Annotated in this window: 20 protein-coding genes; 12 read left to right on the forward strand and 8 right to left on the reverse strand. The window is 70.3% G+C overall.

Annotated features, from left to right (window positions below):
* The first annotated feature begins 139 nt into the window (after window positions 1–139).
* From F1641_RS12795 to F1641_RS12805, 3 genes are all read left to right on the forward strand, one after another.
* Complete coding sequence (locus F1641_RS12795; RefSeq protein WP_194906183.1) at window positions 140–1,021, forward strand: carbohydrate ABC transporter permease; 882 nt, start codon at window positions 140–142, stop codon at window positions 1,019–1,021.
* A gap of 5 nt (window positions 1,022–1,026) precedes the next feature.
* Window positions 1,027–1,917, forward strand: a complete 891-nt coding sequence (locus F1641_RS12800; protein ID WP_194906186.1) for a carbohydrate ABC transporter permease — start codon at window positions 1,027–1,029, stop codon at window positions 1,915–1,917.
* 84 nt (window positions 1,918–2,001) lie between these two features.
* Window positions 2,002–3,339: an ABC transporter substrate-binding protein gene (locus F1641_RS12805; protein WP_194906187.1), complete on the forward strand. Its 1,338-nt coding sequence runs from the start codon at window positions 2,002–2,004 to the stop codon at window positions 3,337–3,339.
* A gap of 185 nt (window positions 3,340–3,524) precedes the next feature.
* Here F1641_RS12805 and F1641_RS12810 read toward each other — a convergent pair whose 3' ends face one another.
* Window positions 3,525–4,805: an FAD-binding domain-containing protein gene (locus F1641_RS12810; protein ID WP_309225594.1), complete on the reverse strand. Its 1,281-nt coding sequence runs from the start codon at window positions 4,803–4,805 to the stop codon at window positions 3,525–3,527.
* Between the two features lie 57 nt (window positions 4,806–4,862).
* Entirely contained in the window at window positions 4,863–5,948 is a 1,086-nt protein-coding gene (locus F1641_RS12815; RefSeq protein ID WP_194906189.1) for an exonuclease domain-containing protein, read from the reverse strand.
* Between the two features lie 222 nt (window positions 5,949–6,170).
* Here F1641_RS12815 and F1641_RS12820 point away from each other — a divergent pair, with 222 nt between their 5' ends.
* From F1641_RS12820 to F1641_RS12850, 7 genes are all read left to right on the forward strand, one after another.
* Window positions 6,171–7,175, forward strand: a complete 1,005-nt coding sequence (locus F1641_RS12820) for a LacI family DNA-binding transcriptional regulator (protein ID WP_194906192.1) — start codon at window positions 6,171–6,173, stop codon at window positions 7,173–7,175.
* Between the two features lie 223 nt (window positions 7,176–7,398).
* On the forward strand, window positions 7,399–8,229 hold the full coding sequence (locus F1641_RS12825) for a sugar phosphate isomerase/epimerase (RefSeq protein WP_194906194.1): 831 nt from the start codon (window positions 7,399–7,401) through the stop codon (window positions 8,227–8,229).
* Window positions 8,230–8,316: 87 nt separating this feature from the next.
* A complete protein-coding gene (locus F1641_RS12830; protein ID WP_194906196.1) occupies window positions 8,317–9,534 on the forward strand; it encodes a substrate-binding domain-containing protein in 1,218 nt (405 codons plus the stop codon).
* The gene (locus F1641_RS12835; RefSeq protein WP_206691161.1) at window positions 9,534–11,066 is read left to right on the forward strand and encodes a sugar ABC transporter ATP-binding protein; all 1,533 of its coding nucleotides are present in this window, start codon (window positions 9,534–9,536) and stop codon (window positions 11,064–11,066) included. Before F1641_RS12830 ends, F1641_RS12835 begins: the two co-directional genes overlap by 1 nt.
* A gap of 2 nt (window positions 11,067–11,068) precedes the next feature.
* Complete coding sequence (locus F1641_RS12840) at window positions 11,069–12,058, forward strand: ABC transporter permease (RefSeq protein ID WP_194906197.1); 990 nt, start codon at window positions 11,069–11,071, stop codon at window positions 12,056–12,058.
* Window positions 12,055–12,708, forward strand: coding sequence for a gluconate 2-dehydrogenase subunit 3 family protein (locus F1641_RS12845; protein ID WP_194906199.1), 654 nt, complete (start codon window positions 12,055–12,057; stop codon window positions 12,706–12,708). Before F1641_RS12840 ends, F1641_RS12845 begins: the two co-directional genes overlap by 4 nt.
* Window positions 12,705–14,363, forward strand: coding sequence for a GMC family oxidoreductase (locus F1641_RS12850; protein ID WP_194906201.1), 1,659 nt, complete (start codon window positions 12,705–12,707; stop codon window positions 14,361–14,363). Before F1641_RS12845 ends, F1641_RS12850 begins: the two co-directional genes overlap by 4 nt.
* A gap of 409 nt (window positions 14,364–14,772) precedes the next feature.
* Here F1641_RS12850 and F1641_RS12855 read toward each other — a convergent pair whose 3' ends face one another.
* The 3 genes from F1641_RS12855 to hisD all read right to left on the reverse strand — a co-directional run bounded on the left by F1641_RS12855 (window position 14,773) and on the right by hisD (window position 18,513).
* Window positions 14,773–15,609, reverse strand: coding sequence for a nitrilase-related carbon-nitrogen hydrolase (locus F1641_RS12855; protein ID WP_194906203.1), 837 nt, complete (start codon window positions 15,607–15,609; stop codon window positions 14,773–14,775).
* Window positions 15,606–17,054 (reverse strand): APC family permease, encoded by a 1,449-nt coding sequence (locus F1641_RS12860; RefSeq protein ID WP_194906205.1) that lies wholly within the window; start codon window positions 17,052–17,054, stop codon window positions 15,606–15,608. Before F1641_RS12860 ends, F1641_RS12855 begins: the two co-directional genes overlap by 4 nt.
* A 139-nt stretch (window positions 17,055–17,193) precedes the next feature.
* Window positions 17,194–18,513 carry a histidinol dehydrogenase gene (gene hisD, locus F1641_RS12865; protein WP_194906207.1) on the reverse strand — a complete coding sequence of 440 codons (1,320 nt, stop codon included), beginning with the start codon at window positions 18,511–18,513 and terminating at the stop codon, window positions 17,194–17,196.
* A gap of 98 nt (window positions 18,514–18,611) precedes the next feature.
* On the opposite strand from hisD, the gene F1641_RS12870 reads away from it, so the two are divergent.
* The gene (locus tag F1641_RS12870) at window positions 18,612–19,493 is read left to right on the forward strand and encodes a LysR family transcriptional regulator (protein ID WP_309225630.1); all 882 of its coding nucleotides are present in this window, start codon (window positions 18,612–18,614) and stop codon (window positions 19,491–19,493) included.
* A 132-nt stretch (window positions 19,494–19,625) separates the two neighbouring features.
* On the opposite strand, the gene F1641_RS12875 is transcribed toward F1641_RS12870, so the two are convergent.
* The 3 genes from F1641_RS12875 to F1641_RS12885 form a co-directional block, all read right to left on the reverse strand.
* Entirely contained in the window at window positions 19,626–20,561 is a 936-nt protein-coding gene (locus F1641_RS12875; RefSeq protein ID WP_194906211.1) for a hypothetical protein, read from the reverse strand.
* A 3-nt stretch (window positions 20,562–20,564) separates the two neighbouring features.
* The gene (locus F1641_RS12880) at window positions 20,565–21,647 is read right to left on the reverse strand and encodes a DUF262 domain-containing protein (protein ID WP_206691162.1); all 1,083 of its coding nucleotides are present in this window, start codon (window positions 21,645–21,647) and stop codon (window positions 20,565–20,567) included.
* A gap of 222 nt (window positions 21,648–21,869) precedes the next feature.
* On the reverse strand, window positions 21,870–23,384 hold the full coding sequence (locus F1641_RS12885; protein ID WP_206691163.1) for a DUF2075 domain-containing protein: 1,515 nt from the start codon (window positions 23,382–23,384) through the stop codon (window positions 21,870–21,872).
* 3 nt (window positions 23,385–23,387) lie between these two features.
* On the opposite strand from F1641_RS12885, the gene F1641_RS19970 reads away from it, so the two are divergent.
* Complete coding sequence (locus F1641_RS19970; protein WP_206691164.1) at window positions 23,388–23,741, forward strand: hypothetical protein; 354 nt, start codon at window positions 23,388–23,390, stop codon at window positions 23,739–23,741.
* Window positions 23,742–23,816: the final 75 nt, after the last annotated feature.

Here is a 23,816-nt window from a genome sequence, read left to right on the forward strand (position 1 = left end):
TAGCGTCCGGAAATCGAACGAAGTACTCCACCGGTCCGGTGACGGGTCGGAGGTGCTCGATGCAGACGTCGTCGTCGAGAGGAACGAGCAGGTGCCGCGGACCAGCGCCCGACAGCCAGTGGCTGTGCAGCGGCGGTCGATGTACGAGAAGGAGGGCCGCGCGGGCTACGCGCTGGTCGCTCCGACCACGGTGCTGCTGGCGGTGTTCTACCTGTACCCGCTCGCGCAGACGGTGGCCTACAGCTTCACCGACTGGAACCCGGGCGTGCCGGGGGCCGTCAGCTTCGTGGGGCTGCAGAACTTCGCCGACCTGGCCGGTGCCAGCGGCTTCCTGCAGGCGCTCGGCACCACGGTGCTCATCGCCGTCGTGGTGGTGCCCGGCTCCATGGCCGTCGGCCTGGTGCTGGCGGCCCTGCTGGACGGGAGCTTCCGCGGCCGCACCGTGTACCGGACGCTGATCTTCGCGCCGCACATCGCGCCCACCGTCGGCAGCGCGCTGATCTTCAGCTACCTGCTCACGCCGCTCGGCGGCCTGGTGAACGCGGCGCTCAAGGGGGTCGGGATCCCCGCGATCCCGTTCCTCACCACCACGCCGTGGGCGCTGGTCGCGGTCATCATCTTCCTGCTCTGGCAGCAGGTGGGGTACTCGATGGTCATCTACTCGGCGGCCCTGTCGACCATCCCGCCGAGCTACCACGAGGCCGCCAAGCTCGACGGCGCCGGCGCGGTGCGCCGCTTCCTCTCCATCTCCCTGCCCCTGGTCTTCCCGACGAGCGGGTTCCTGGTGATCACCGGGCTGCTCAGCAGCCTGCAGGTGTTCACGCAGGTGTTCGTGCTCACCGGCGGCGGCCCGCTCGACAGCACCAAGACGGTCGTCTTCTGGATCTACGAGCAGGGCTTCCTGTTCTTCAACGGCGGCCTCGCCACGGCCGGGTCGGTGGTCCTGCTGCTCGTCGGCGTCGTGGTGACGCTGCTGCAGCTGCGCTTCCTCTCCCGCCGCGACCAGATCAAGATGGTGTGACACCGATGGCCACCACCGTCGAGAGCCCCGCGGCGCCCCTGCCGGCACCCCCCGTCGCGACGCGCCGCCGTCGTCGTCCCCTGTCCTCCGCGGCGCCCGGCCTGGGCCGGCACCTGGTGCTGGTGGTCGCCAGCGTCCTGTTCTTCGGGCCGTTCCTGTGGATGGTGCTCGTCAGCTTCAAGAGCTCCACCGAGGCGCTGTCGAGCCCGCCGACGTTCCTGCCCACCGTCTGGCACCCCGAGAACTACCTCGACGTCTTCAAGGTCGCGCCCTTCGGGCGCTTCTACCTGAACAGCGTCATCGTGGCGGTCGCGGCGACGGCGGGCCAGGTGCTCACCAGTCTCATGGCCGGCTTCGCGTTCGCCCGGCTGCGGTTCAAGGGCCGCAACCTGCTGTTCGTGGTGCTGCTCGCGGCGCTGATGGTGCCGTTCGAGCTGGTCTTCACGCCGCTGGTCAGCCTGCTGAGCTCCCTGAACTGGCTGAACAGCTACCAGGGCCTGATCGTGCCGAACATCCCCTCGATCCTCGGGGTGTTCCTCTTCCGCCAGTTCTTCGCGGGCTTCCCCGCGGAGATCGAGGACGCGAGCCGCATCGACGGCGCCGGGGTCTGGACCAGGTTCCGGCTGATCATGGCGCCGATGGCGCTGCCGATGATCGCGAGCTTCGCGATCCTGTCGTTCGTCTACAACTGGAACAACTTCTTCTTCCAGTTCGTGGTGGTCAACCGCACCGAGTTCTTCACGGTGCAGATCGGCCTCACGCTGCTGCAGGGCCAGGAGGCCAGCGACTTCAACCTCCTCATGGCCGGGTCGACGCTCGCCGTCCTGCCCGTGCTCCTGGTGTTCCTGCTCTTCCAGAACCAGATCGTCAAGGCGATCTCCGGCGGCCTGCGCTGACGCAGGGCTCCCGCCGACAGCACCACCGCTCCACCCGCCAGGCCCGTCCCGCCCGCTCCAGCCCTTCCAACCACGGAGGACCCGATGAGCTCCACGTCCCGCTCCCTGCGCCCGACCCGGCGCACCACCCTCGCCGCGTGCCTCGCCCTGGCCACCAGCCTCGCGCTGTCCGCCTGCGGCGGCGGCTCGGTCACGGGCAACTCCTCCGACGTCGCCTCCGAGGGCGGCAAGCAGGAGGTGCTGATCTGGTCGCAGGCGACCGGTGACGCCGGCACCAAGCTGAACGAGATGGTGAAGGCCTACAACGCGTCGCAGTCCGACTACACCGTCACCAACCAGTACATCCCCGCCGAGGCGTTCACCTCGCGCCTCGTCAGCGCCGTGAGCTCCGGCCAGGCGCCCGACCTGGTGCTGGGTGACGAGAACCCCTCCGCCCTCGGCCAGGTCATCGCCGCCGACGGCGTCGCGCCCCTGACCGACCTGTTCGGCACCGGCCCGAACCCGCTGGCGAAGGAGGACATCCCCGAGGGGCTGCTCTCCTCGGGCACCTTCGACGGCACCGTCTACTCCCTGCCGACCGAGGGCGGCGACTACGCGCTCTTCTACAACAAGAAGGCCTTCGCGGACGCCGGCGTCTCGGAGGACCTCGAGACCTGGGACGACGTCGCCGCCGCGGCGAAGACCCTCACCACGGACGGCACGTACGGCATCTACCTGCCCATCGGCTCGGGCGAGTGGCCCGTGTTCACCTACCAGTCGATGCTCTGGAGCGCCGGCGGCGAGTTCCTCAACGAGGACAACACGAAGGTCGAGTTCGGCTCCGACGCCGGCGTGAAGGCGCTGCAGACCTGGACCGACATGGTCAAGGACGGCGTGGCGTACCCGTCGAGCATGGCCGACAGCAACCAGAACCAGGGCTGGCCGGGCTTCAACGCCGGCCAGTACGACATGTTCATCGGCGGCGCGTACAACATCGGCTCGGTCTCCGAGGGCATCGGCGCCGAGAACGTGGGCGTCGTGCCCTTCCCGTCGCTGGGCGAGCCGGCGATGAACACCGGCACCAACAACTCCTACGTCATCAAGGGCGACGAGTCGTCCGAGGCGGCCGCCTGGCAGTTCCTCTCCTGGTTCATGCAGCCCGACCAGCAGGCCGAGTGGGACATCACCACCGGCTACCTGCCCACCAACCAGAAGACGCTCGACTCCGACACCTGGAAGCAGCACGTCGAGGAGAACCCGCTCCTGCAGCCGTTCGTCGACCAGCTGTCCTACGCCCGCTCGCGCCCCTCGATCCCGCAGTACGCCGAGGTGAGCGCCGCGCTCTCCACGCAGATCGAGGCCGCGATGCTCCAGAAGACGAGCGCCGCCGACGCGATCGCGACCGCGGCGACCGACGCCCAGGCCGCGCTCGACAAGGAGTAAGCAGCCCCACCGCCACAGAGGGGCGGGACGCCGACCGGCGTCCCGCCCCTCCTGCGTCTCGCCGCTCCGCCCCGACGGGGCGGAGCCTCCGGACCCGGAACCCCGTGGGGTGCGCGGCCCCGGTCGCCCGCCGCTGCTCAGGGGTGGCGCAGACGTGCATGATCGTCGCGGGAGAAGGGGGGAGGTCAGCGGCGGCGGCCGCCGCTCTTCTTCGCCGGGCGGGGGCTGCTCGGGCGGCCCGCCCACGCGCTGAACGAGCGGAGCGACCCCGAGCCGGGGCGCCGCAGCCAGGGCCACGGGTGCAGGGCGACGACGTCCAGCTGCGCCGAGCGGCGCCTGAACCCCGGGACGTACCCCCACGTCGTCGCCAGGCGCCGGCCCGCCAGCTCGGTGACCGGGTCGCCGAGGTGCACCTCCAGCTCACCCGCCTCCCCGATCTCGGCCAGCGCCTCGGCGAGGAACACCAGGCGCTTGCCCGACAGCTGGAGCTTCCGCAGCAGCGGCTCGTCGAAGACGAACACCGCCGGCAGCTCGGGGTGCGCCGAGAGCGCCGGGTCGGCGTCGCCGAGGGACTCCGCGGTCAGCCACACGGCCTCGGGGGCGCCGGTGACCAGCGGGTCCTCGGGGCCGGCGTCGGTGGGGCCGCCGCCGAGGGAGTCGGGGCCGTCGACCTTCGGGCCCGACTGCGCCTCGGGCCAGTCCTGCACGGGGCAGGCGTTCCGCAGCTCGCAGCCGGCGCACAGCTCGGGGGCGCGCTTCTCGACCTGCCAGCGGCTGAAGCCGTAGACCCGACCGGTCCCGGTGCCGATGGCCCACTGCCATCCCAGGCGGTTGGCGGCCCGGGACCCGTCGAGGAGGTTGCGGTACATCTCCTGCTCGCCGTCGCGCCAGTCGGCGCCGGCGCGGACCGCCCACTGCGAGGCCAGCCACATGCGGGTCTGGTTGACCAGCCAGCCGTCGTCGTGGAGCTCGGCGGTGGTGGCGGCCATGCACGCCATCTGCGTCGGCCACGGGTCCTGCGCGCTGACGGGTGCCGCCGGCGGGGGAGAGCCCGGCGAGGGGACCGGGGCGTCGAAGCGCAGCGGCGCTCCGTTGGCCTTGCCGACCCGCGCGTAGACGTGGCGGGCGTACTCCTGCCACATCAGCTCGTCGCGGAACTTCTGCCGGTCGCGGTAGGGCGCGTCGCCCGCCGCCTCCCACACCGCTGGCAAGGTCAGCAGACCGTGGCGGATGTACGGGGAGAGGCGGCTCGCGCCGCGGCTCGACTCCGGCAGGACGTTGCTGCGCCGGTTCGCGTACCCGGTGAGGTCGAGGGTGGCCAGCGCCGTGTCGGCGGCGGTCTGCCCGCCGCGCACGGGGGAGGCGCGCACCTCGTCGCTGGACAGGTGACCCAGGTGCTCGCGCACCCAGGCGACGACCCGCGACCTGTCCTCGCTGCGGTCGACAGGGGGCGTGGGGAGGCGCACCTGATCACCCTCGCCGAACACGCGTCCGACGGCGACCCGGCGGACGCTTGGGGGTGCTCAGCGCCAGGCGCGCAGCTGCGCCGCCCTCTCCTCGACCGCCCGCAGGTCGACGACGGCGGGGCCCGCCAGCGACAGCGGCTCGACCACAGGCAGCGCCTCGACGAGGGCGGCGGCGGTCTCGAGGTCCGCGACCGGCGTCCCGAGCTGCTGCGCGCGCCGCGCCTTCGTGGTGCCCGAGCGGGGGTCGTCGGTGACGAGCAGCCTCGTCCGGCCGGAGACGGCGCTGGTCACCCGCAGTCCGCGCTCGCGGGCCCGCAGCTCGAGCAGGCTGCGGACGTCGGGGTCGCCGCCGGTGAAGACGACGGCGTCGCCAGCGCGCAGCGGGCGGTCGAGCGGCTCCCCCGACCCACCACCTGATAACGGCACCAAGCGCGGTACCTCCACCGAGCGCCGGAACTCCGAAGGCGCACCCGAGACGGCCCCGGCGGGGGAGGGCGGCGGCGAGGCGACGACCCGGCCGCCGACGACCCGTCGCTGCCGCAGCTCGGGGAACCACCGCGGAGCCGGGACGGGCGGCCACGGCGTCGTCGTCGCCCGGTGCAGGAGGGCCGCGTGGGCGCTCGGGCCACCGGTGCGGATGTAGCAGCCGAGCAGCTCGGCGGTGGCCCGTGCGTCACCGAGGGCCGAGTGCGCTCCGCTGAGCGTGACGCCCGCCGCGGAGCAGCAGTCGGCCAGCTTGCGCTTCAGCAGGTCGGGCAGGTGCAGGCGGCTCTCGCGCAGGGTGCACAGCTCGGCGACCTCGGGCATCGCCACGCCGGCGCGCTCGAACTCGGCGCGCAGGAACGGCACGTCGAAGCTCGCGTTGTGCGCCACGAGCACCCGGCCGGCCAGCTGCTCGACCAGCGCGCCGGCGATGTCGGCGAAGCGCGGTGCGCCGCGGACGTCGGCGGGGCGGATGCCGTGGACGTGGGTCGCGCCGACGGTCGACCTGTCGGGGTGGACCAGCGTCGACCAGTCCGCGCCCGCTCGGCCGTCCGGCGAGACGTGAACGACGGCCACCTCGACGATGCGCTCCGTGCGCGGTGAGAAGCCGGTGGTCTCGAGGTCGAGCACGGCGTAGCCAGCGGTGGCGGGGAAGTCCACCCGGTCACGCTACGTGGTTCCGTCGCACGGGTGGAGCACTCACCTGTGGGGGTGGGACGCGACTGCGCGGGCCCGGGGGGCGGTGCGACTGGCGGGGTCTCTCGGGGTCCCTGATGGACGAGCCCGCCGGCGGGGGAGGATGCGTCCTGCCCGCTCGGCCGAGGACCAGGTGGAGCACCACCACCTGCGCATCGCCCCACCGCACCGGCCGGAGGCCAGAGGATGTCGAGGAACCGACCGCCGTCGCTCAAGGACGTCGCACGCGAGGCCGGGGTCTCCTTCCAGACCGTCTCCCGCGTCATCAACGACGGCCCCCGCGTGTCGAGCGCCACCCGCGCGCACGTCCTGGAGGTCATCGCGCGGCTCGGCTACCGCCGCAACGACGCGGCCCGGGCGCTCAAGACGAGCCGCTCCCGCACGATCGGCGTGATCGCCGATGCCTCGCCGCGCTTCGGGCCCGTGAGCACCCTCACCGCGGTGGAGTCCGCCGCGCGCGACGCGGGGTACACCGCGCTCGTCGTCACCATGAGCGGCCCGAGCCGTGACCTCGTGGCCGACACCTTCGGCGACTTCATGGAGCGCGGCGTCGAGGGGGTGGTGGTCATCGCCCCGCGCGTCGACCTCGCGCACGTGGCCCAGGAGACGTCGGCGGAGATCCCCGTGGTGGTGCTCGCCCCGGGCGAGACCAGCCAGGTCGGCGTCACCGTCTTCTACGAGGACCAGGAGCTGGGTGCTCGGCTCGCGGTCCGTCACCTCGTGGAGCTCGGGCACCGCGACGTCGCGCACCTGGCGGGCAGCCAGGAGTGGCTCGACGGGCGGGTCCGCCTGCGAGGGTGGGAGGCCGAGCTCCGGTCGCACGGCATCACCCCCGGTGCGGTGCGGCACGGCGACTGGTCCGGTGGCAGCGGCTACGAGATCGGGCGGGACATGGTCGCCCAGGGGCTGCCGGGGTCGATCTTCATCGCCTCTGACCTGATGGCCCTGGGGTTCCTGCGCGCCCTGTACGAGGCCGGCCTGTCCGTGCCGGGCGACATCTCGGTCGTGAGCTTCGACGACAACGAGTTCGCTCCGCAGGTCCACCCCCCGCTGACGACCGTCCGCCAGTCGTTCGAGGTGGTGGGTTCGCGCTGCATGGAGATCCTCCTCGCGCTGATCGGGGACGACGACGTCGACACGACGCCCGCGGTGCCCCGCCTGGTCGTCAGGCAGTCGGCCCGCCGGGTCTGACGCCGTCCGGCGCGCCACGGACAGATTGAGGCGAACGTTCGCCTGAAATGCTTGACGGGCTGCTGGGCGAACGTTCACACTCGTGAAGACGGTCCAGCTGACCAGCTGGGCGGACGAGGTTCCCGGTCGCGCAGGTGCGACAGCGGTGCCCTCTTCCGGCCGGGCAGGTCCGTCGTCGGCGCCACGGTGCAGTGGCGTCCCACCGGGTACGCAGGAGGACGCGATGCGCATCGGGCACCACACGATCACCTGGGGAGGCGTCGTCGGTCACCCGGCCGGCGTCACCAGCATCAAGGACCTGCACTACCTGTCTGCCGGGTCGGTCGTCGAGGCCGTGCAGCAGATCGGGGCCGTCGGCTACGAGGGCACCGAGGTCTTCGACGGCAACCTCGCCGCCCTCGCCAACACCCCGGAGGTGCTGCTCGACGCGCTGGCAGCGGCCCAGGTGGAGCTCGTGAGCGTCTACGCGGGGGCCAACTTCGTCTACGCGGACGTGCTGCCCGACGAGATGGCCCGCCTGCGCCGCTCCTGCGAGCTGGCGCAGCGCTTCGGCGCGTCGCGGCTGGTGGTCGGCGGGGGCGCCCGCCGCGCGTCGGGCACCACCGAGGCCGACTACGACAGCCTGGGCGCCGCCCTCGACCGGGTCGACGACCTCGCCGCCGACTTCGGCCTCGAGGCCAGCTACCACCCCCACCTGTCGACGATCGTGGAGTCGCCGGCGGAGCTGGAGCTCCTCATGGCCCGCACCCGCATCGGCTTCTGCCCCGACACCGCCCACCTCGCCGCCGGCGGGGGAGACCCGGCGGCCCTCGTCCGCCAGTACCCCGACCGCCTCAAGCACGTGCACCTCAAGGACATCGACCTCGCCACGGGGGCCTTCCTGCCCCTGGGCCAGGGCGACCTCGACCTCGCCGACGTCCTGGCCGCGGTCACCGAGACCGGCTACGACAGCTGGATCGTGGTCGAGCTCGACTCCGCCGAGGGCTCCCCGCAGGACGCGGCCGCCGCCAGCCTCTCCCACCTGCAGGACCTGCTCGCCCGCACCGCCGCCTGAAGCTCCCGGCCAGACGCCCCTCCACCTGAGCCCCCCCCCCGCTGCACCGCCGCAGCACACCACCCCCCACCGAAGGGTCCCTCCGCCATGCCCACGTCCGTCCTGCCCGCGTCGGTCGCTCCGACCCTCCACCGCCGCCTCGGCACCGCCGTCCGCCGCGCGGCCCTGCCCGCGGCGCTGTGCCTCCTGCTCACCTCCTGCAGCGCTGCCGGTACGAGCGCCTCCGCGCCCCAGGGCGAGGTCGACCAGGCGTTCCTCGCGCAGGTGGACGCCTCGCTCGCCGACGTCGAGTCGCAGGTGCTGAGCACCGGGCCCAACGGCGAGGAGCCCGCGAGCGCCGACAGCGCCAACCTCACCGACGCCCAGGTCGAGCAGGTGAAGGCGCTCGGGGCCACGGCCGCGATCGCCATGCACTACGCCGGCGACGACTGGTCGACCTCGCAGATCAAGGGCCTGCAGGACGAGTTCGGGCGCCTGGGCATCGAGGTCGTGTCCAGCACCGACGCGGACTTCGACCCTGCCCAGCAGGTCTCCGACATCGAGAACGCGATGACGCGCAAGCCCAGCGTCATGGTGTCCCTGCCCACCGACCCCGTGGCCACCGCTGGCGCGTACCGCGCCGCGGCCCAGGCGGGCACGAAGCTCGTGTTCATGGACAACGTGCCGCAGGGCTTCGTGGCCGGTCAGGACTACGTCTCGACCGTCTCTGCCGACAACTACGGCAACGGCGTCATCTCCGCGCACCTCATGGCCCGCGCCCTGGGCGGGAAGGGGACGATCGGCCTGGTCTTCCACGAGGCCGACTTCTTCGTGACCAAGCAGCGCTACCAGGGCTTCAAGGACACCATCGCCAAGGACTACCCCGACATCGAGGTGGTCGCCGAGCAGGGCATCGCCGGCCCCGACTTCGCCGGTGACGCCCAGACCGCGTCCGCGGCCATGCTCAGCCAGAACCCCGACCTCGACGGCATCTGGGCCGTGTGGGACGTGCCCGCCGAGGGCGTGCTCGCGGCGGCGCGCGCCGCCGGTCGTGACGACCTCAAGGTCGCCACGCAGGACCTCGGGCTCAACGTCGCCATCGGTCTGGCGCAGGACCGCAACGTCGTCGGGCTCGGTGCGCAGCGCCCCTACGAGCAGGGCGTCACCGAGGCGCGCCTCGCCGCGCTCAGCCTGCTCGGTGAGCAGGTGCCGGCCTACGTCGCGCTGCCCTCGCTGGGCGTGACGCACGAGAACGTCCTGGAGGCGTGGAAGACCGTCTACTCCGAGGACGCGCCCGCCCAGCTCAGCGACTCCTACGTCGACTGATGGCGCAGACGCCCGAGGTGTCCGAGGTCGCGCCCGCCGTGCGCATGCACGGCATCCACAAGGCCTTCGACGCGGTGCGCGTCCTCACCGACGTCGACTTCGAGGTCAGCCGGGGTGAGGTCCACGCGCTGGCCGGCGGCAACGGCGCCGGCAAGTCCACCCTGATGAAGATCCTGCAGGGGGTCTACAGCAAGGACGCCGGCGAGATCTCGGTGGACGGCCGCGTGGTCGACATCCGCAGCACGCACGACGCACGGGCCGCGGGCATCGGCATGGTCTTCCAGGAGTTCAGCCTGGTCCCGACCCTGACCGTGGCCCAGAACATCTTCCTCGGCGTCGAGCCCGTCTCGGGCGGTCTCATCCGCGACCGCGAGGCCGAGGCCCGGGCGCGGGAGGTCTTCGCGCAGATGGCCGTGGACGTCGACCCCCGAGCCGTCGTCGGCAGGCTCGGCACCGCGTACTGGCAGCTCACCGAGATCGCCAAGGCGCTCGCCCAGGACGCCCGCGTGCTGATCATGGACGAGCCGACGGCCAGCCTCGCGCGGCACGAGGCCGACGCGCTGTTCGAGCTGGTCGGGCGCCTCAAGGAGCGGGGCATCTCGGTCATCTACATCTCGCACCGGATGGACGAGGTGTTCCGCATCGCCGACCGCATCACGATCCTGCGCGACGGTCGCCGGCTGATGACCGAGCGTCTGGTCGACACGACGCCGGCCGAGGTCATCGAGGGCATCGTCGGTGGGGCCGTCGAGGGGGAGATGTCCTACCGGCGTCGCGCCGGCCACCCCGGCACCGAGACCGGTGCGCCGCCGGTGCTGGAGCTGCGCGAAGTGACCGCCGGTCCCCGCGTGCAGGGGGTCTCCTTCTCCGTGGCCGCCGGTGAGATCGTCGGCATCGCGGGACTGATGGGCAGCGGCCGCACCGAGCTCGCCAGGGCGCTATTCGGCATCGACCCGATCCGGTCGGGCGAGGTGCTCGTGAGGGGGCGCGCGGTCCGCCTGGGCGACCCCCGGCGCGCCATCGCCGCGGGGATCGCCATGATCCCGGAGGACCGTCGAGCCCAGGGCCTGGTCCTGGACCACTCCGTGCGCGACAACCTGCTCCTCCCGCTCCTCGGCCGCTTCCGCGCCGGGCCGCTGGTCGACGACCGGGCCGCCCGCGCCGAGGCCCGGAAGCTCGTGCAGCGCTTCCGCGTCAAGGTCGCCGACGACTCCAAGGCGGTGCGGCGGCTCTCCGGCGGCAACCAGCAGAAGGTCGTCATCGCCAAGTGGCTCGGGACCGACCCCTCGGTGCTGGTCATGGACGAGCCGACGGCGGGCGTCGACATCGGCACCAAGACCGAGATCCTCGAGACCATCCGCGACCTGGCCGACGCCGGGATGGGCGTGGTCGTCATCTCCTCCGAGTACCCGGAGCTGCTCGCCGTGAGCGACCGCGTGGTCGTGCTGCGCGAGGGCTCGGTGCACCGCGTCCTGGACCGGGACGCCATCCCCGACGAGAACTCCCTCCAACTCTCCGTGCAAGGAGCCTGAGCATGGCCACCACGTCGTCACCGCCCACCGCCGCGGGGCAGGCGGCCCCGACCCGGGGCGGCGGCCGCCTCCAGCAGCTCGACTGGCGCCGCTACATCATCTACATCGGGTTCGTCGTCGTCTTCGCCGCCTTCGCGATCACGCTGGGCGACGACGGCTTCCTGTCGACCAACAACCTCCTGAACATCGTGAGGCAGTCGGCGATCATCGCGATCATCGCGGTGGGCATGACCTACGTCATCGCCTGCGCCCAGATCGACCTGTCCGTGGGCTCCACCGCGGGCCTGGCCAGCGTGGTCACCGCGATGGCGATCTCCTCCTACGGCCTCGTGGCCGGCATCGCCGCCGGCCTGCTCGTGGGTCTGGTGGTGGGCTGCATCAACGGGGCCCTCGTGAGCATGCTCAACATCCCCTCGTTCCTCGTGACGCTGGGCATGCTCGGCATCGCCGTCGGCGTCGCGCAGTGGATCACCGACTCCGCGCCGCAGCCGATCCTCGACCCGACGTACAACCTGGTCTTCGGCGGCGGGAACTTCGGGCCGGTCCCGGGCCTGCTCGTGTGGATGGCGATCGTCGTCGCCGTCGGCGCCGTGGGCCTGAGCAAGACCCGCTTCGGCCGTCAGGTGCTGGCCACCGGCGGCAACCGGATGGCTGCTGACTTCACCGGCGTCAACACCCGCCGGGTCACCTTCTCGGTGCTCGTCATCTCCTCCGTGCTCGCGGCCCTGGCGGGCATGCTCTACGCGGGTCGTCTGGAGTCCGGCCGCTTCCAGTGGGGCAGCGGGGACGAGCTCTCCGCGATCGCCGCCGTCATCCTGGGCGGCACGAGCCTGTTCGGCGGGTCCGGTGCTGTGATCGGCACGTTCGTCGGCGCGCTGCTCATCGGGCTCATCAACAACGGGCTCGTGCTCGCGGGGCTCGACACCAGCCAGCAGCAGGTGGTGCGCGGCGTCATGATCATCCTCGCGGTGGCCCTGGCGAGGCGGAAGTGAGCGACACGTTCTTCGACCAGCACCAGCGCGCCACCATCGCCGCGGCGATGGCGCGCATGATCCCCACCGACGACACCCCCGGGGCGACCGAGGCCGGCACCATCGACTTCCTCGACAGGTACCTGTCCGGACCGGGGTCCATCTACGCAGCCCCCGACGGCGACGGCTTCGAGGTGCTCACCGGCCGCCGGCTGGACGCGTGGACCCAGCGCCTGGAGGTGGTGCGCGCCCGCTACGTGGCCGGCGTGCTCGCCCTGGACGCTGCCGCCCAGCGGCGTGGGGGTCGCTTCGTCGACCTCGACGACGACGAGCAGGACGAGGTCCTGCGCGAGGTCGAGCGCCCGCAGGGGCGCGAGCAGGAGGCAGACGCCGCTCGCGCCAAGGTCGCCCTCTACGGCGCGCCCGTCGAGGCGGCGCTGCAGCAGACCAGCGCGGAGGTGGACCTCGGCTTCGTGCCGCTCCTGGCGCTGCACACGCGCCAGGGGTTCTACGCCGACCCCGTCTACGGCGGCAACCGCGACCACGTGGGCTGGAAGGTCATCGGCTTCCCCGGCCCCGCGAGCCTCGCCGAGGTCCACCAGGGCCGCTACACGACCATCGACTACTTCGCCGAGGACCGCACGCACCCCGGCACGGAGGGGCTGTCATGACCAGCCAGACGAGCGCCGAGACCCGCCACGACCCGACCGACGTCCTCATCATCGGCGCCGGGGCCTCCGGTGCGACCGCCGCGAAGGTGCTGACCGAGCACGGCCTGCGGGTCGTGGCGCTGGAGAAGGGCCCGTGGCGCACCAAGGAGACCTTCAGCGGCGACGAGCTGGCCAGCATCAACCGCTACGACCTCTGGCCCGACCCGCTCCTCAACCCCCGCACGCACCGCACCGGCGTCGACGAGCCCGCCACCACGCAGCTGTTCTGCCCCGTCCCGCAGATGGTGGGCGGCGGCACCGTCCACTGGCAGGGCTGGCTGCCCCGCTTCACGGAGGAGGACTTCAGGTTCCACTCCGTGGTCGGTGACGTCGCGGGGGCGTCGCTCGCCGACTGGCCGATCAGCTACGCCGAGCTCGAGCCGTACTACACCGCGGTGGAGTGGGCCTTCGGCGTCTCGGGCCAGGCGGGCGCCAACAGGTACGAGTCGTTCAGGTCGAAGGGCTACCCGTGCCCACCGATGCCGATGTCTCGGTACGCGGAGAAGTACCACCAGGGTGCTGCGGCTCTCGGGTGGAACAGCTTCCCCACCCCCCAGGCGGCGCTCTCACAGCCCTTCGACGGGCGCCCGGCGACCGTCCTGAGCGCCTTCGCCCAGCAGCACGGAGACCCGTCGGGCACGCGGTCCAGCGCGCTCAACGTCTTCGTGCCGCAGGCGGTGGCCACCGGCAGGTACGACCTGCGGCCCGACTGCGTCGTGCGGGAGATCACCGTCGACGCGCGGGGGCGTGCCACGGGGGCGGTCTACGAGGACGCCGAGGGGCGCCTGCACGAGCAGCGGGCCGACGTCGTCGTCCTGGCGTGCGGGGCCGTCGAGACCGCGCGGCTCATGCTGCTGTCGCGCTCCGCCGCCCACCCCCACGGCCTCGGCAACGAGAACGACCTGGTCGGCCGGAACGTGACGTTCCACGAGTTCAGCTCCGCCGTCGCCACCTTCGACGACCCGATTTACGCCTGGGCAGGTGGCGGGTACGTCAGCGCGAGCTCGTTCGAGTTCTACGGGCACGACGACAGCCGCGGCTTCGCCGGCGGTGGGCACATGGCGACGTCGGGGGTGGGCATCCCGCTCCCCATCAACTGGTCGCTGCCCGACCGGCCCGCGTGGGGAGCGGAGGCCAAGCGCGTCGACAGGGAGCACTTCAACCACTCGATGGCCGCGTCGATGGTGGTCCACGACCTTCCGCAGCACGACAACCGCGTCGACCTGGACGACGAGGTGGTCGACGACTGGGGCATGCCCGTCGCGCGCATCACGCTGACCCCGCACGAGAACGACCTGGCCATGGGGCGCTTCCTCATCGACCGCAGCGCGGAGATCCTCGAGGCGGCGGGCGCCACGAGCATCCAGAAGGTCTACCCCGACCGCGTCACCGGCAACTGCTCCCACCAGCACGGCACCACGCGCATGGGGAACGACCCCTCCACGTCGGTATTGGACCGCGACTGCCGGTTGTACACCGCGGACAACGTGTTCGTGGTGGACGGCGGGTCGTTCCCCACGGGGACCGGCGCGAACCCGACGTTGACGATCATGGCCAACGCCTGGCGGGTGGCCGAGCGGATCGCCGCGGGCCGCGACGCGTCGACGAGGGGCTGACGGCGTAGGGACGGCGAGGGGCGCCCCCGGTCGGCTGCGGCCGGCCGGGGGCGCCGCTGTGCAGTCGTGGTGGTCAAGCGTCGTCGGCGAGGCGCTGGTCGACGTAGCAGAACCGGGCCCAGGCCAGGGCGAACTCCTCAGGGGTCGGCATGGTGGCTCCTCCTGGCACCACGGCGGACGGGGTCCATCGATGGTGGGAGGTGCGGCGCCGGTGTGGGGGAGGCGGGCCGCACGACAACGTGTGGTGACGCAGCCGTGACGCCGGGACGGCGTCCGCCGTCTGCGACAGTCCCTGGCGCACCTGGTGGAGCGCGGCGCTCGGCGCTGGGGCGTCCGACTCCGAGAAGTGGCCCCATGGGCGTGACCGTCTGATCACGCCCATGGGGCCACTTCCTGGAGCAGCGAGCGGTCACACCGTCGGCGCCACCGCCCCGTACAGCTCCGTCCGCCGGTCGTCCATGAGGTGCGCGTGCTCGGTGAGCCGCTTGTCCCGCGACGCCATCAGGTCGAGGTCCGCCTGCGCCGTCCCGGTGCCGGCACCCACCGCCGAGACCACCCAGCCGTCGGCGCTGACGATGCTCGTCCCCTCGTTCCAGTCGACCCCGCGCTCGGTGCGCGTCCGGTCGGCGCAGGCGATCGCCACGTGGTTGACGCGCGCCGCCGCCATCGCGATGACGACCTCGGGCGCGCGCTCGCCGTCCGGTCGCGGCACGAGCGGCCAGTTCGTCGGGACGGCGATGAGGTCCGCCCCTGCGAGCGCCGCGGTGCGCGTCCACTCGGGGAACTCCAGGTCGTAGCAGACCAGTACGGCGATGCGGCCGTGTGCGGTCTCGACCACGGGCGGTGCTGCGGAGCCCGGGGTGAAGACGAGCTTCTCGCGGTCCCACAGGTGGGCCTTGCGGTAGACGGCGCGCACGCCGCTGGCGTCGACGACGGCCGCGCTGTTGTAGAGCAGTCCGTCGTCGCCGAGCTCGCAGAACCCGCCGACCACCACGGGGCTGGCCCCGCCGCCGCGCGCGGCGCAGGCTGCGGCCCAGGCTCCGAAGATCCCGTGGTCCGGCTGCACCGCCAGTGACTTCGCCTCCTCGGGCGAGGCGAAGACGTACCCCGAGGTGACCAGCTCGGGCAGGACGACGACGTCTGCGCCGTCGTCCACCGCCGCCCTCACCGCGGCGGACGACAGCTCGGCGTTCGCGGCCAGGTCGCCGATCACCGGGGCGAGCTGGCACGCCACGACGCGCGTCATGACTGCGACCGCTCCAGGCTCGCCCGCACCCGGCCCGCGAGGCCGGGGGCGAAGGAGATGGCGACGCCGATGACCAGCCATGCGAGCACCACGTACGGGAACCAGCTGTAGGGGGCGTCGAGGCCGACGGCGTTGCGGTAGATCGTGTAGATGACGAGCGCGAGGCCCAGCACCGGGACCACGACCTGCCACGCCGGCGCCTTCTTGTCTGCACCGGTGAAGAGGAAGCGGATGGCGCCCGCCGTCGCCAGCACGTAGGCGACGAGCAGGGCGATGGTGCCGATGGTCAGCGCGTAGAAGGTGGCGTTGAGCGCGCCGGAGGTGACGGTCAGCCGCTCGATGACGACGACGAGCAGGGCGAGCCCGCCGGCGACGGCGAGCGCCGTCGTGGGAGCGCCAGCGGGGGAGAGGCGGGCGATGCCGCGCGAGCCGCCGGAGTCGCGGCCGAGGGCGTAGAGGATGCGGCCGGCTGCGGAGACGGTGCCGAGGAAGATGGCGAAGAGGCTGACGATCGCGGCGACGGTGAGCAGGTCGCCGAGCCACGCCCCGACGTAGGCGGTCCCGAGGTCGTTGTACGGCGCGGCGGCGCCGGTGAAGGTGGCGACGCTGGCCTCGTCCGTCCCGTAGCCGAGCGACTGCGCGACGATCGACAGCAGGTAGAACGCGCCGACGACGGCGATGGCGATCTTCAGGGCGCGGGGGATGTCGCGCTTGGGGTGCTGGGTCTCCTCACCCAGGGCGGCGGCGCCCTCGAAGCCGGCGAAGGCGAGGAAGCCGAAGACGGCGGCCGCGGCGATCACGGTGATGTCGGTGCCCTGCGGCAGGGCGAGGAAGTCCCAGCTGAGGGTGCGGCCCTCCGGGGCGGTGCCAGTGCCGAGGCGCACGAGGATGACGACGCTGAGCAGGGTCACCAGCGCCACACCGACCAGCTCGGCGATGAGCAGCGACCGGGTGATGACGTGCACCTCGCGCGTCGAGAGCAGCGCGACGACGGCGAGCACGGCGACGAAGACGATGGCGTAGTCGATGCTGAACCCGATGCCGAGGCTGGCCAGCAGCTGGTCGAGGAAGAAGCCGATCTCGATGCCCGAGCCAGCGCCGATGGTGACGTAGGCGAAGAACAGGGCCCACCCGGCGACGAAGCCTGCGCGCGGGCCGAGCGTCACACCGACGAGCGCGTACACCGAGCCGGTGTGGGAGATGTGGCGTGACAGCTTGACGAAGCCGTAGGCGACCAGCGACACCGCGATGAGCGCGAAGACGAACGCCCAGGTCGCACCCGGGCCGAGGATGTTCGCCGCGCCGGCGCCCAGGAGGGCCATCACGCCGACGGGTCCCATGAGGCCGATGGAGAAGGCCGCGGCGTCGGCGACCTTGAGCTCGCGCTTGAGGTTCGCGGACGACGCCGTGGGTGGGGTGCCCGTCGACGGGGTGCTGGTGCTCATGGCGCTCCTGGTGGTCCGAGTCGTGGTCTGTGTCGTGGTCTGGGGCGTGCGGTGCTGTGGCGGTGTCGCGTGCTGGGACCCCCGCCGTCGAGCTGTCGGTTCAACCGACGGCGGGGGCGTTCAGAGGTGGCTCCGAGGCTCAGGCGCCCCAGCGGGCCGAGCGCAGGGTGGCGGTGGCGCTGTGCGCGGCCATGCCCTCGGAGTCGGAGATGACCTGGACGGCCTTCGCCAGCAGCGTCGTCGCCTCCTTGGTCACGCGCTGGTAGGTCAGCGGCTTGAGGAAGCGCGACACCGACAGGCCCGCGCTGTGCTTCGCGCCGCCGGCGGTGGGGAGCACGTGGTTGGTGCCCGCCATGCCCTTGTCGGAGTAGGCGACCGTGGAGGCCTCCCCGATGAAGAGGGAGCCGTAGTTGCGCAGGCGGTCGTGGTACCAGCCGTCGTCGGCGGTGAGGACCTCGAGGTGCTCGGGGGCGAGGTCGTCCATGAGGGTGGCGGCGGTCTCGCGGTCGTCGGCGACGAGCACCGAGCCGAAGTCGCGCCAGGCCGGTCCGGCGATGTCGCGGGTGGCCAAGGTGGCGAGCTGGCGGTCGATCTCCGCGACGACGGCTCTGCCCACCGCCTCTGAGGTGGTGACCAGCGCGGCGGGGGAGGTGGGGCCGTGCTCGGCCTGGCCGAGCAGGTCGGCGGCCACGAGAACCGGGTCGGCGGTCTCGTCGGCGATGACGGCGACCTCGCTCGGGCCGGCGGGCAGGTCGATGGCGACGCGGCCGAACAGCTGGCGCTTCGCCTCGGCGACGTAGGCGTTGCCGGCGCCCACCAGCATGTCGACCGGGCCGTCGCCGACCAGTCCGAACGCCATCGCAGCGAGTGCCTGCACGCCACCGAGCACGAAGACCCTGTCGACGCCCGAGACGTGCGCGGCGTAGACGACCGCCGGGTTCGCGCGTCCGTCTGGCTGCGGCGGGGTGCACGCGACGACGTCGCCCACCCCGGCGACCTTGGAGACGCCGACGGTCATGAAGGCGCTGGCGGTCAGGGGGAAGCGACCGGCGGGCAGGTAGGCGCCGACGCGGCCGACGGGGATGTAGCGGTGGCCGACGACGAGGCCCGGCTCGAGCTCGGTCTCGACGTCGACGAGGTGGCTGCGCTGGACCTTGGCGAAGGCCTGGGTGCGGCGGGCGCCGAGCTCGATGGCCTCGCGGAGGTCATCAGGGAGCTGGTCGCCGCTGGCGGCGACCTCGGCGGGGGAGAGCTCGACGTCGCGGCCGTCCCAGCGGTCCAGCTCAGCGGCGTGCTTGAGCACGGCGTCCATGCCGCCGGCCTCGATGTCGAGCAGCATCTGGCGGACGCGGCTGGCGACGGCGGGGTCGTGCTGGGCGGGCGGAGCGTCGACCGCGGGGGCCTTCAGGGTGGTGAAGCGGCCGGCGAGGGAGGCGAGGACGGCGGGCGTGGAGAGCACGCCCTTGACGCTAGGGAGACGCGCATCACCAGGACAAGAGGGTGACGTCTTGTGCGAAGCACAGGGCCGCCCTGTGAATACTGGCTGACGTGACGTTGGTGCAGCTGCGGGCGTTCCTGGCTTCGCTGAGGACGGGGAGCTTCACTGGGGCGGCCCGGGAGCTCGGCATGACGCAGGCGTCGGTGTCGGAGCTGGTGCGCCGGCTGGAGGAGGAGTCGGGCGGGGAGCTCTTCGTCCGTGGGGCTCGCCGGCTGGTGGTGACGGCGGCGGGGCGCGAGCTGGCGCCGTACGCGGAGCAGGCAGTGACAGCTGCGGACGCCGGCGCACGGGCGGTGGCGGCGCTCGGTGCGCTGGGCGGGGGGACGGCGTCGTTCGGGCTGCTGCGCAACGCCGACCACTACGCCCTGGCCGGTCTGGTGGAGCAGTTTCACACCCGGTACCCGGCGGTGCGGGCGCGGTTCATCGGGCAGAACTCGGTGGAGGTGGCTGCCTCTGTCGTGTCGGGCGAGCTTGAGGCGGGGCTCGCGGTGCTGCCTGTCGACGACGACGGGCTCGACGTGGTGCCTCTGCTGCGCGACGAGGTGCTGTGGGTGTCGGCTTCTCCGGCGCGCGGCGCGGCGCCGGTGTCGATCGCCGATGTGGCCGCGGCGCGGCTGGTGCTCTACGACGCGCACTACGGATGGCGCGACCCCACTCGCCGCCAGCTGGCCGAGAGGGCGCAGCTGGCGGGGCTGTCGCTGGAGGCGAGCATCGAGGTGGAGCACGTGGAAACGGCGCTGCGGCTGGTGGAGCGGGGGCTGGGGGACACGTTCGTGGCGAAGGCGGTGACGCAGTCGGCGGTGTTCCCCAAGGGGCTGCACGTGGTGCCGTTCGCAGAGCCGCTGTACGACACGGTGGCGCTGGTCAGCCGGAGGGGCGCGGTGCTGTCCCCGGCGACGAGGGAGATCGCCCGCATGGCTAACGTAATGCTGGGTGCTTGACCACTGGTGTGTTAATGCGCTGGACTCATCTTCGCTCGAGGCTGTCGCGATAGGCCTGGGCAGTCCTTGCGATTGCGGGGGAAGTGTGTGCCATGGGGGCACTGCCAAGTAGCTATGCAGAATATCGATTATTCAAACCACGGTTGGGATCGCCCAATCTACAACACGCAGCGTTTCATCTTGTTGCACAATTAGCTCAAAGGGCACCTTTTCTGCGCAGGCCGCGGCCATCAAGGCAGAGATATCCCCATCCTTTCGCACTCGCTTTGCAATGTCCTTGCCCTCTCGGTATTCCGCGACATCTTTCTTGCGTTGACGAATGAATCGAATTGATATCTTTGAACTCTCGATCCACTTCTCATCTGAAAGAAAATCTGCATCTGCGACGTGAATCTGGTGGATCGCAATTGAGGCAAAAGCCTCGAAACAGATGGCGTGGCGGAGCAGTCTTTCAGGAGCGGCTCGGAGCCAGAGACTTGTTACATTGGACGAGGCATCGTGAGCGCACCGATGCCTCTCCTGTGCTAACTCATGAAGGTCTTCTTTCGGGTCGTATGTAGCACCCGACGGCAGTGAGGGTAAAAGATTCAAGCGCCTCAATAAGTCTCGTATATGCTGCGCTAGAGGGCTGACGTGGAATAACCTGAGTGTTGTCATGTAATCGTCGGCGGACATGTTGCTTCCAGTCCAGAGCCAAGTGAACGGCGATATGTGAAGGGCGTGGTCAACGGCTTGAAGGCTACGTCCGAGGCTGCGCGACAAGTCTCTTAGGTCGGCGCTCTGTGGATTGCCGAAAGACATGCGGGCCTTTGCGACGCTTACAGTTTGAGTGATGGCACGCCGCTGCAGCTTGATTGGCAAGTCTAAGAATTGTGTGCTTCCCTTATTGGCGTATGCAGCAAGTTCCTCGATTCGCCCAATAATGAACGCTTCGAGCAGATTGAAGCCAGACACGGTTAGCCCGCGTCGCAGAAACTTCCCAACGTCATTGGGGGCTCGCACGGCAAGCTCGTCGACTGCCTTCTGCATCGCAGCGAGGCCCAATAAGAAATCCTCATGCGCGGTCATTGCCTACGAACCTGCTTCCCGTAGAACCCTGAGCAGGCGCCCCACTCGATACTTAACGCGGTTTGGTGTATTGGTTGCCCGCCGAACCGCCTCCTCGAATTCTTCATCCTCGAATAAGTGCACAGAGAGACTGCGAACAGCAACGCGTTCCTTGATGAGTTTCCGCCTCGCAGATGCTGTAACGCCTGCGAGAGCGACCATCTGGGCATCAAACATTCCCGCGAGTGCTTGGTCACGCCCAGGACGCTTGAAGCTGTCAGAGCCCCAGATCGCCTCGGCGGCCTCAATGCAGTCATTGAAAGTGGTCCGGAGTTTCCTCAGTTCTGGCTCATCGGCGAACCGGTTTCTCGCCATGTACGAATCTAGCTCGTCGCGTAGGTCTCCTCGGAAGGTCTGCCAATGAGCATGAAGCATAAAAAAACGTAAGACAAATTCGGCATCGGTCATCTGCCTGAAAGCCGGCGAATTGGGTGGAATAACCTTGAACTGCTCGCGCAAGAAGGGACTCTCGGACAGTTCGAAAATCAGATCGTTCAAAGGGCCTCGGTATGCCACATTCCTAATTTCCTGCGCATTGAGGATCTCTCCTCCGGTATTGAGTCGTAAGAAAACCTCATGCTTGAGGTCCTCACTTGACTGGCGGAGAAGAGTAGTGGTCCTTAGGTTCTTCATGGAAAGGGAATTGCGGATGCTCAGAGGAAGGGAAGAGTATCGTCGCCCATTGAGGCGATCGAGTCGATCCAGGCCTCGCAGGACGAGATTGTCGGCAAAGAATGTGGAAACGGCCGTCAGTCGCTGCTTGCCGTCAATGACTGCATAACTTCCAAGGCGGGCAACATCTTCGGCGAGGTACACAGGCGGCACCGGGATATTCGTAAGAAAAGATTCGATCAGCAGAGATTGCTTCTCCGCGTTCCAGCGATCCCGGCGCTGGAACTTTGGTGAGACGTCGATCGCCCCGCTCTCGACCAAGTTGGAGAGGGAGATGAGACCTTGATCAGCAATCTCGAGTACCGCACCCTTTTGCGCATCAAGGTAGTCCTGCATAAGGAGGTCGTCCTCCTCCGGCGTCCAACCTTCTGACATCTCGTCCTCCCGATTGGTCGTCAACGAAGTATATCCTTGTTGCGTAAAGACGCGGCTGCCCAGTGGAATGGAATTGACCCTTGAAGGTTGTCACTCTCAAGTCTTCTAGAAAGTGGCGCGTCTCGACACCCTCTGTGTGCTCGGCCTAGATCGTTGGGTGCGTGAGCATCCTGGCGTCCTGGGGTTGTCGAATGTCTCCGCGCAAGAAACGCATACTGCGCTCTATTGGCGCTCCATGACCAATTTCTCTAGGGCGTCACGGGTTTGAGTATCGCTGGAGTAGATGACTGCGCCGACCATGCCGCGGGTCAGTAGGACCTTATAGGTGTTACGAATCAGGCGGTCGAACGCCGCGTCGTCCACGGACTTGGCACTCCGGAACATGGGGTCTTTGTTGGCTGACCGCACCGTGGTCAAATGCCCTTCGCGCCAGACCAAGTCAGGGCCGAGGATCACTCCTGACCAGTCGTACTCGAAGCCCTGCGCCGTGTAGACGCAGCCGACTTGTCCGAAGCCGCCGTCCTCCGTCGCCCACAGCGCCGACGGTGGTGCGTCGCCGACACGGCGTTCACCCTTCGCGTTCCACGGTCGCGCCCACGAGTCGATCTGCACGTCGGGCACCAGCTGACCGTCGACAGGGTCGGACCACGGCCAGCAGTACCCCGCCGCCATGCGCGCGCTGTAACCCGGCTTGCCGTCCCGCTCCTGACGCTTCTCGGCGAGGAACGCTTCCATCTCCTCCGGGCTGTCAGCGACCCGCACCTCGAACGGTGACTGGGCGTCTCCGGTCCATGGAACCGGACCGCCCTCGCGCAGACCCAGCAGCCGCAGCACCCAGTCGAGGTAGACCTCAGAGCCACCGCACCGGAACTGCCCGTCGAGGTTGACGTGCACCACCTCGAAGCCAGCCGCCTCGGCGTGCGACGTGATCTCGTGAAGCGACCCCATCTCCCCAGGGCGCACCACCTGGTGCTCGTCGAGGAGGAAGACGGGCACGCGAGCGGCGTCGAGCAGCTCGTCGACCTGGGCCCGTCCCGTCCGGTCCTGCGCCTTGGTCCACCGATTCGCTGACGTCAGCCGGATGCGGTGCGCCTCGTCGAGGACCAGGACGTCGAGCCCGTTCTTCTCCGCTGACATGAAGCTGTTGAAGTACTGGAAGAGGTTCTTGGTCCGGGTCGAGCCCTTGCCGACCACTCGCCGCATCGTCTGCGTGAACGACTGCGAGCCCGTAGCGTGCAGCACCGTCCGCTGCTCGCGGGCGAGCTCGCCGAGCAGGGACAGCGCGATGACGCTCTTGCCGCTGCCCGGTCCACCGCTCACCACGACGACGCGCTTGTGGTCCGACGCGCGGCTGGCGCGCACCTCGTGGTGGACGAGGCGGACGGCCAGCGCCTGCTCGTCCAGCAGGCGGAACTGCTCGCGCTCGCGCACCTCGTCGGCGGCCACGGCGAGCAGCTGCTTGCTCGGAGCCACCCGAGATGTCATCAGGTGGTCGGCACTGGCGACGCCGCTCACGCTGGGGTCCAGCCGGGATCGCAGGAAGTCCAACCAGGAGCCACGGTCGGCGCCGGTGAAGAGCCGACCGCGCGCATCCATGGGGTAGGTCTCGAGGTCTCGCACCGCGAGGGGGTCGAGGGCGTTGTGGAGGTAAGCGGCTCCGACGAGGGCGTCGGGCTGGTCAGCGATCGCCACGAGGAAGTCAGTCATGTACTCCCAGTAGCCGCGCACCTGGGCCACCGGGTGCAGCTTTGGCCCGCCCGGCATCCCGGCGACGTCGACGAGGTGGGGGTCTCCCTCGAACGTGCTCGCCCGAGACCACTGCTTGAGCTCGACGACGACGTACGACGGCTGGCGCGTCTGCGGGTGCACGCCGGCCAGGACGACGTCAGCGCGCTTGCTCGTCAGCGGCAGCGTGTGCTCGATGAGCACCTCGACCTGCCCCAGCCCCGCGTCAGCGAGGTCTCGAGCCAGGACCGGCAGGCTGGAACGCCACGACGCCTGCTCGGCAGGCGAGGCTCGACCGAGGCGCGCGTGGATGCCCGCCTGCAGCATCTTCTCGATGAACGAGTCTGTACCAGCGTCGATCAGCAGTGACGACGCCGACGTCCGAACCAGCGGCACGTGGACTTCCCCCAGGGCAGCACGAAGCGAGTCGTGCGGGTGGAAGCG

The sequence above is a fragment of the Quadrisphaera sp. INWT6 genome, assembly GCF_015390235.1.
Classification (GTDB): domain Bacteria; phylum Actinomycetota; class Actinomycetes; order Actinomycetales; family Quadrisphaeraceae; genus Quadrisphaera.

Excerpts from the sequence above, each read along its gene's own strand:
- F1641_RS12795 (WP_194906183.1), top strand. The coding sequence starts at position 140 with ATGTACGAGAAGGAGGGCCGCGCGGGCTACGCGCTGGTCGCTCCGACC.
- F1641_RS12800 (WP_194906186.1), top strand. The coding sequence starts at position 1,027 with ATGGCCACCACCGTCGAGAGCCCCGCGGCGCCCCTGCCGGCACCCCCC.
- F1641_RS12805 (WP_194906187.1), top strand. The coding sequence starts at position 2,002 with ATGAGCTCCACGTCCCGCTCCCTGCGCCCGACCCGGCGCACCACCCTC.
- F1641_RS12820 (WP_194906192.1), top strand. The coding sequence starts at position 6,171 with ATGTCGAGGAACCGACCGCCGTCGCTCAAGGACGTCGCACGCGAGGCC.
- F1641_RS12825 (WP_194906194.1), top strand. The coding sequence starts at position 7,399 with ATGCGCATCGGGCACCACACGATCACCTGGGGAGGCGTCGTCGGTCAC.
- F1641_RS12830 (WP_194906196.1), top strand. The coding sequence starts at position 8,317 with ATGCCCACGTCCGTCCTGCCCGCGTCGGTCGCTCCGACCCTCCACCGC.
- F1641_RS12835 (WP_206691161.1), top strand. The coding sequence starts at position 9,534 with ATGGCGCAGACGCCCGAGGTGTCCGAGGTCGCGCCCGCCGTGCGCATG.
- F1641_RS12840 (WP_194906197.1), top strand. The coding sequence starts at position 11,069 with ATGGCCACCACGTCGTCACCGCCCACCGCCGCGGGGCAGGCGGCCCCG.
- F1641_RS12850 (WP_194906201.1), top strand. The coding sequence starts at position 12,705 with ATGACCAGCCAGACGAGCGCCGAGACCCGCCACGACCCGACCGACGTC.
- F1641_RS12855 (WP_194906203.1), bottom strand. The coding sequence starts at position 15,609 with ATGACGCGCGTCGTGGCGTGCCAGCTCGCCCCGGTGATCGGCGACCTG.
- F1641_RS12860 (WP_194906205.1), bottom strand. The coding sequence starts at position 17,054 with ATGAGCACCAGCACCCCGTCGACGGGCACCCCACCCACGGCGTCGTCC.
- F1641_RS12875 (WP_194906211.1), bottom strand. The coding sequence starts at position 20,561 with ATGACCGCGCATGAGGATTTCTTATTGGGCCTCGCTGCGATGCAGAAG.
- F1641_RS12880 (WP_206691162.1), bottom strand. The coding sequence starts at position 21,647 with ATGTCAGAAGGTTGGACGCCGGAGGAGGACGACCTCCTTATGCAGGAC.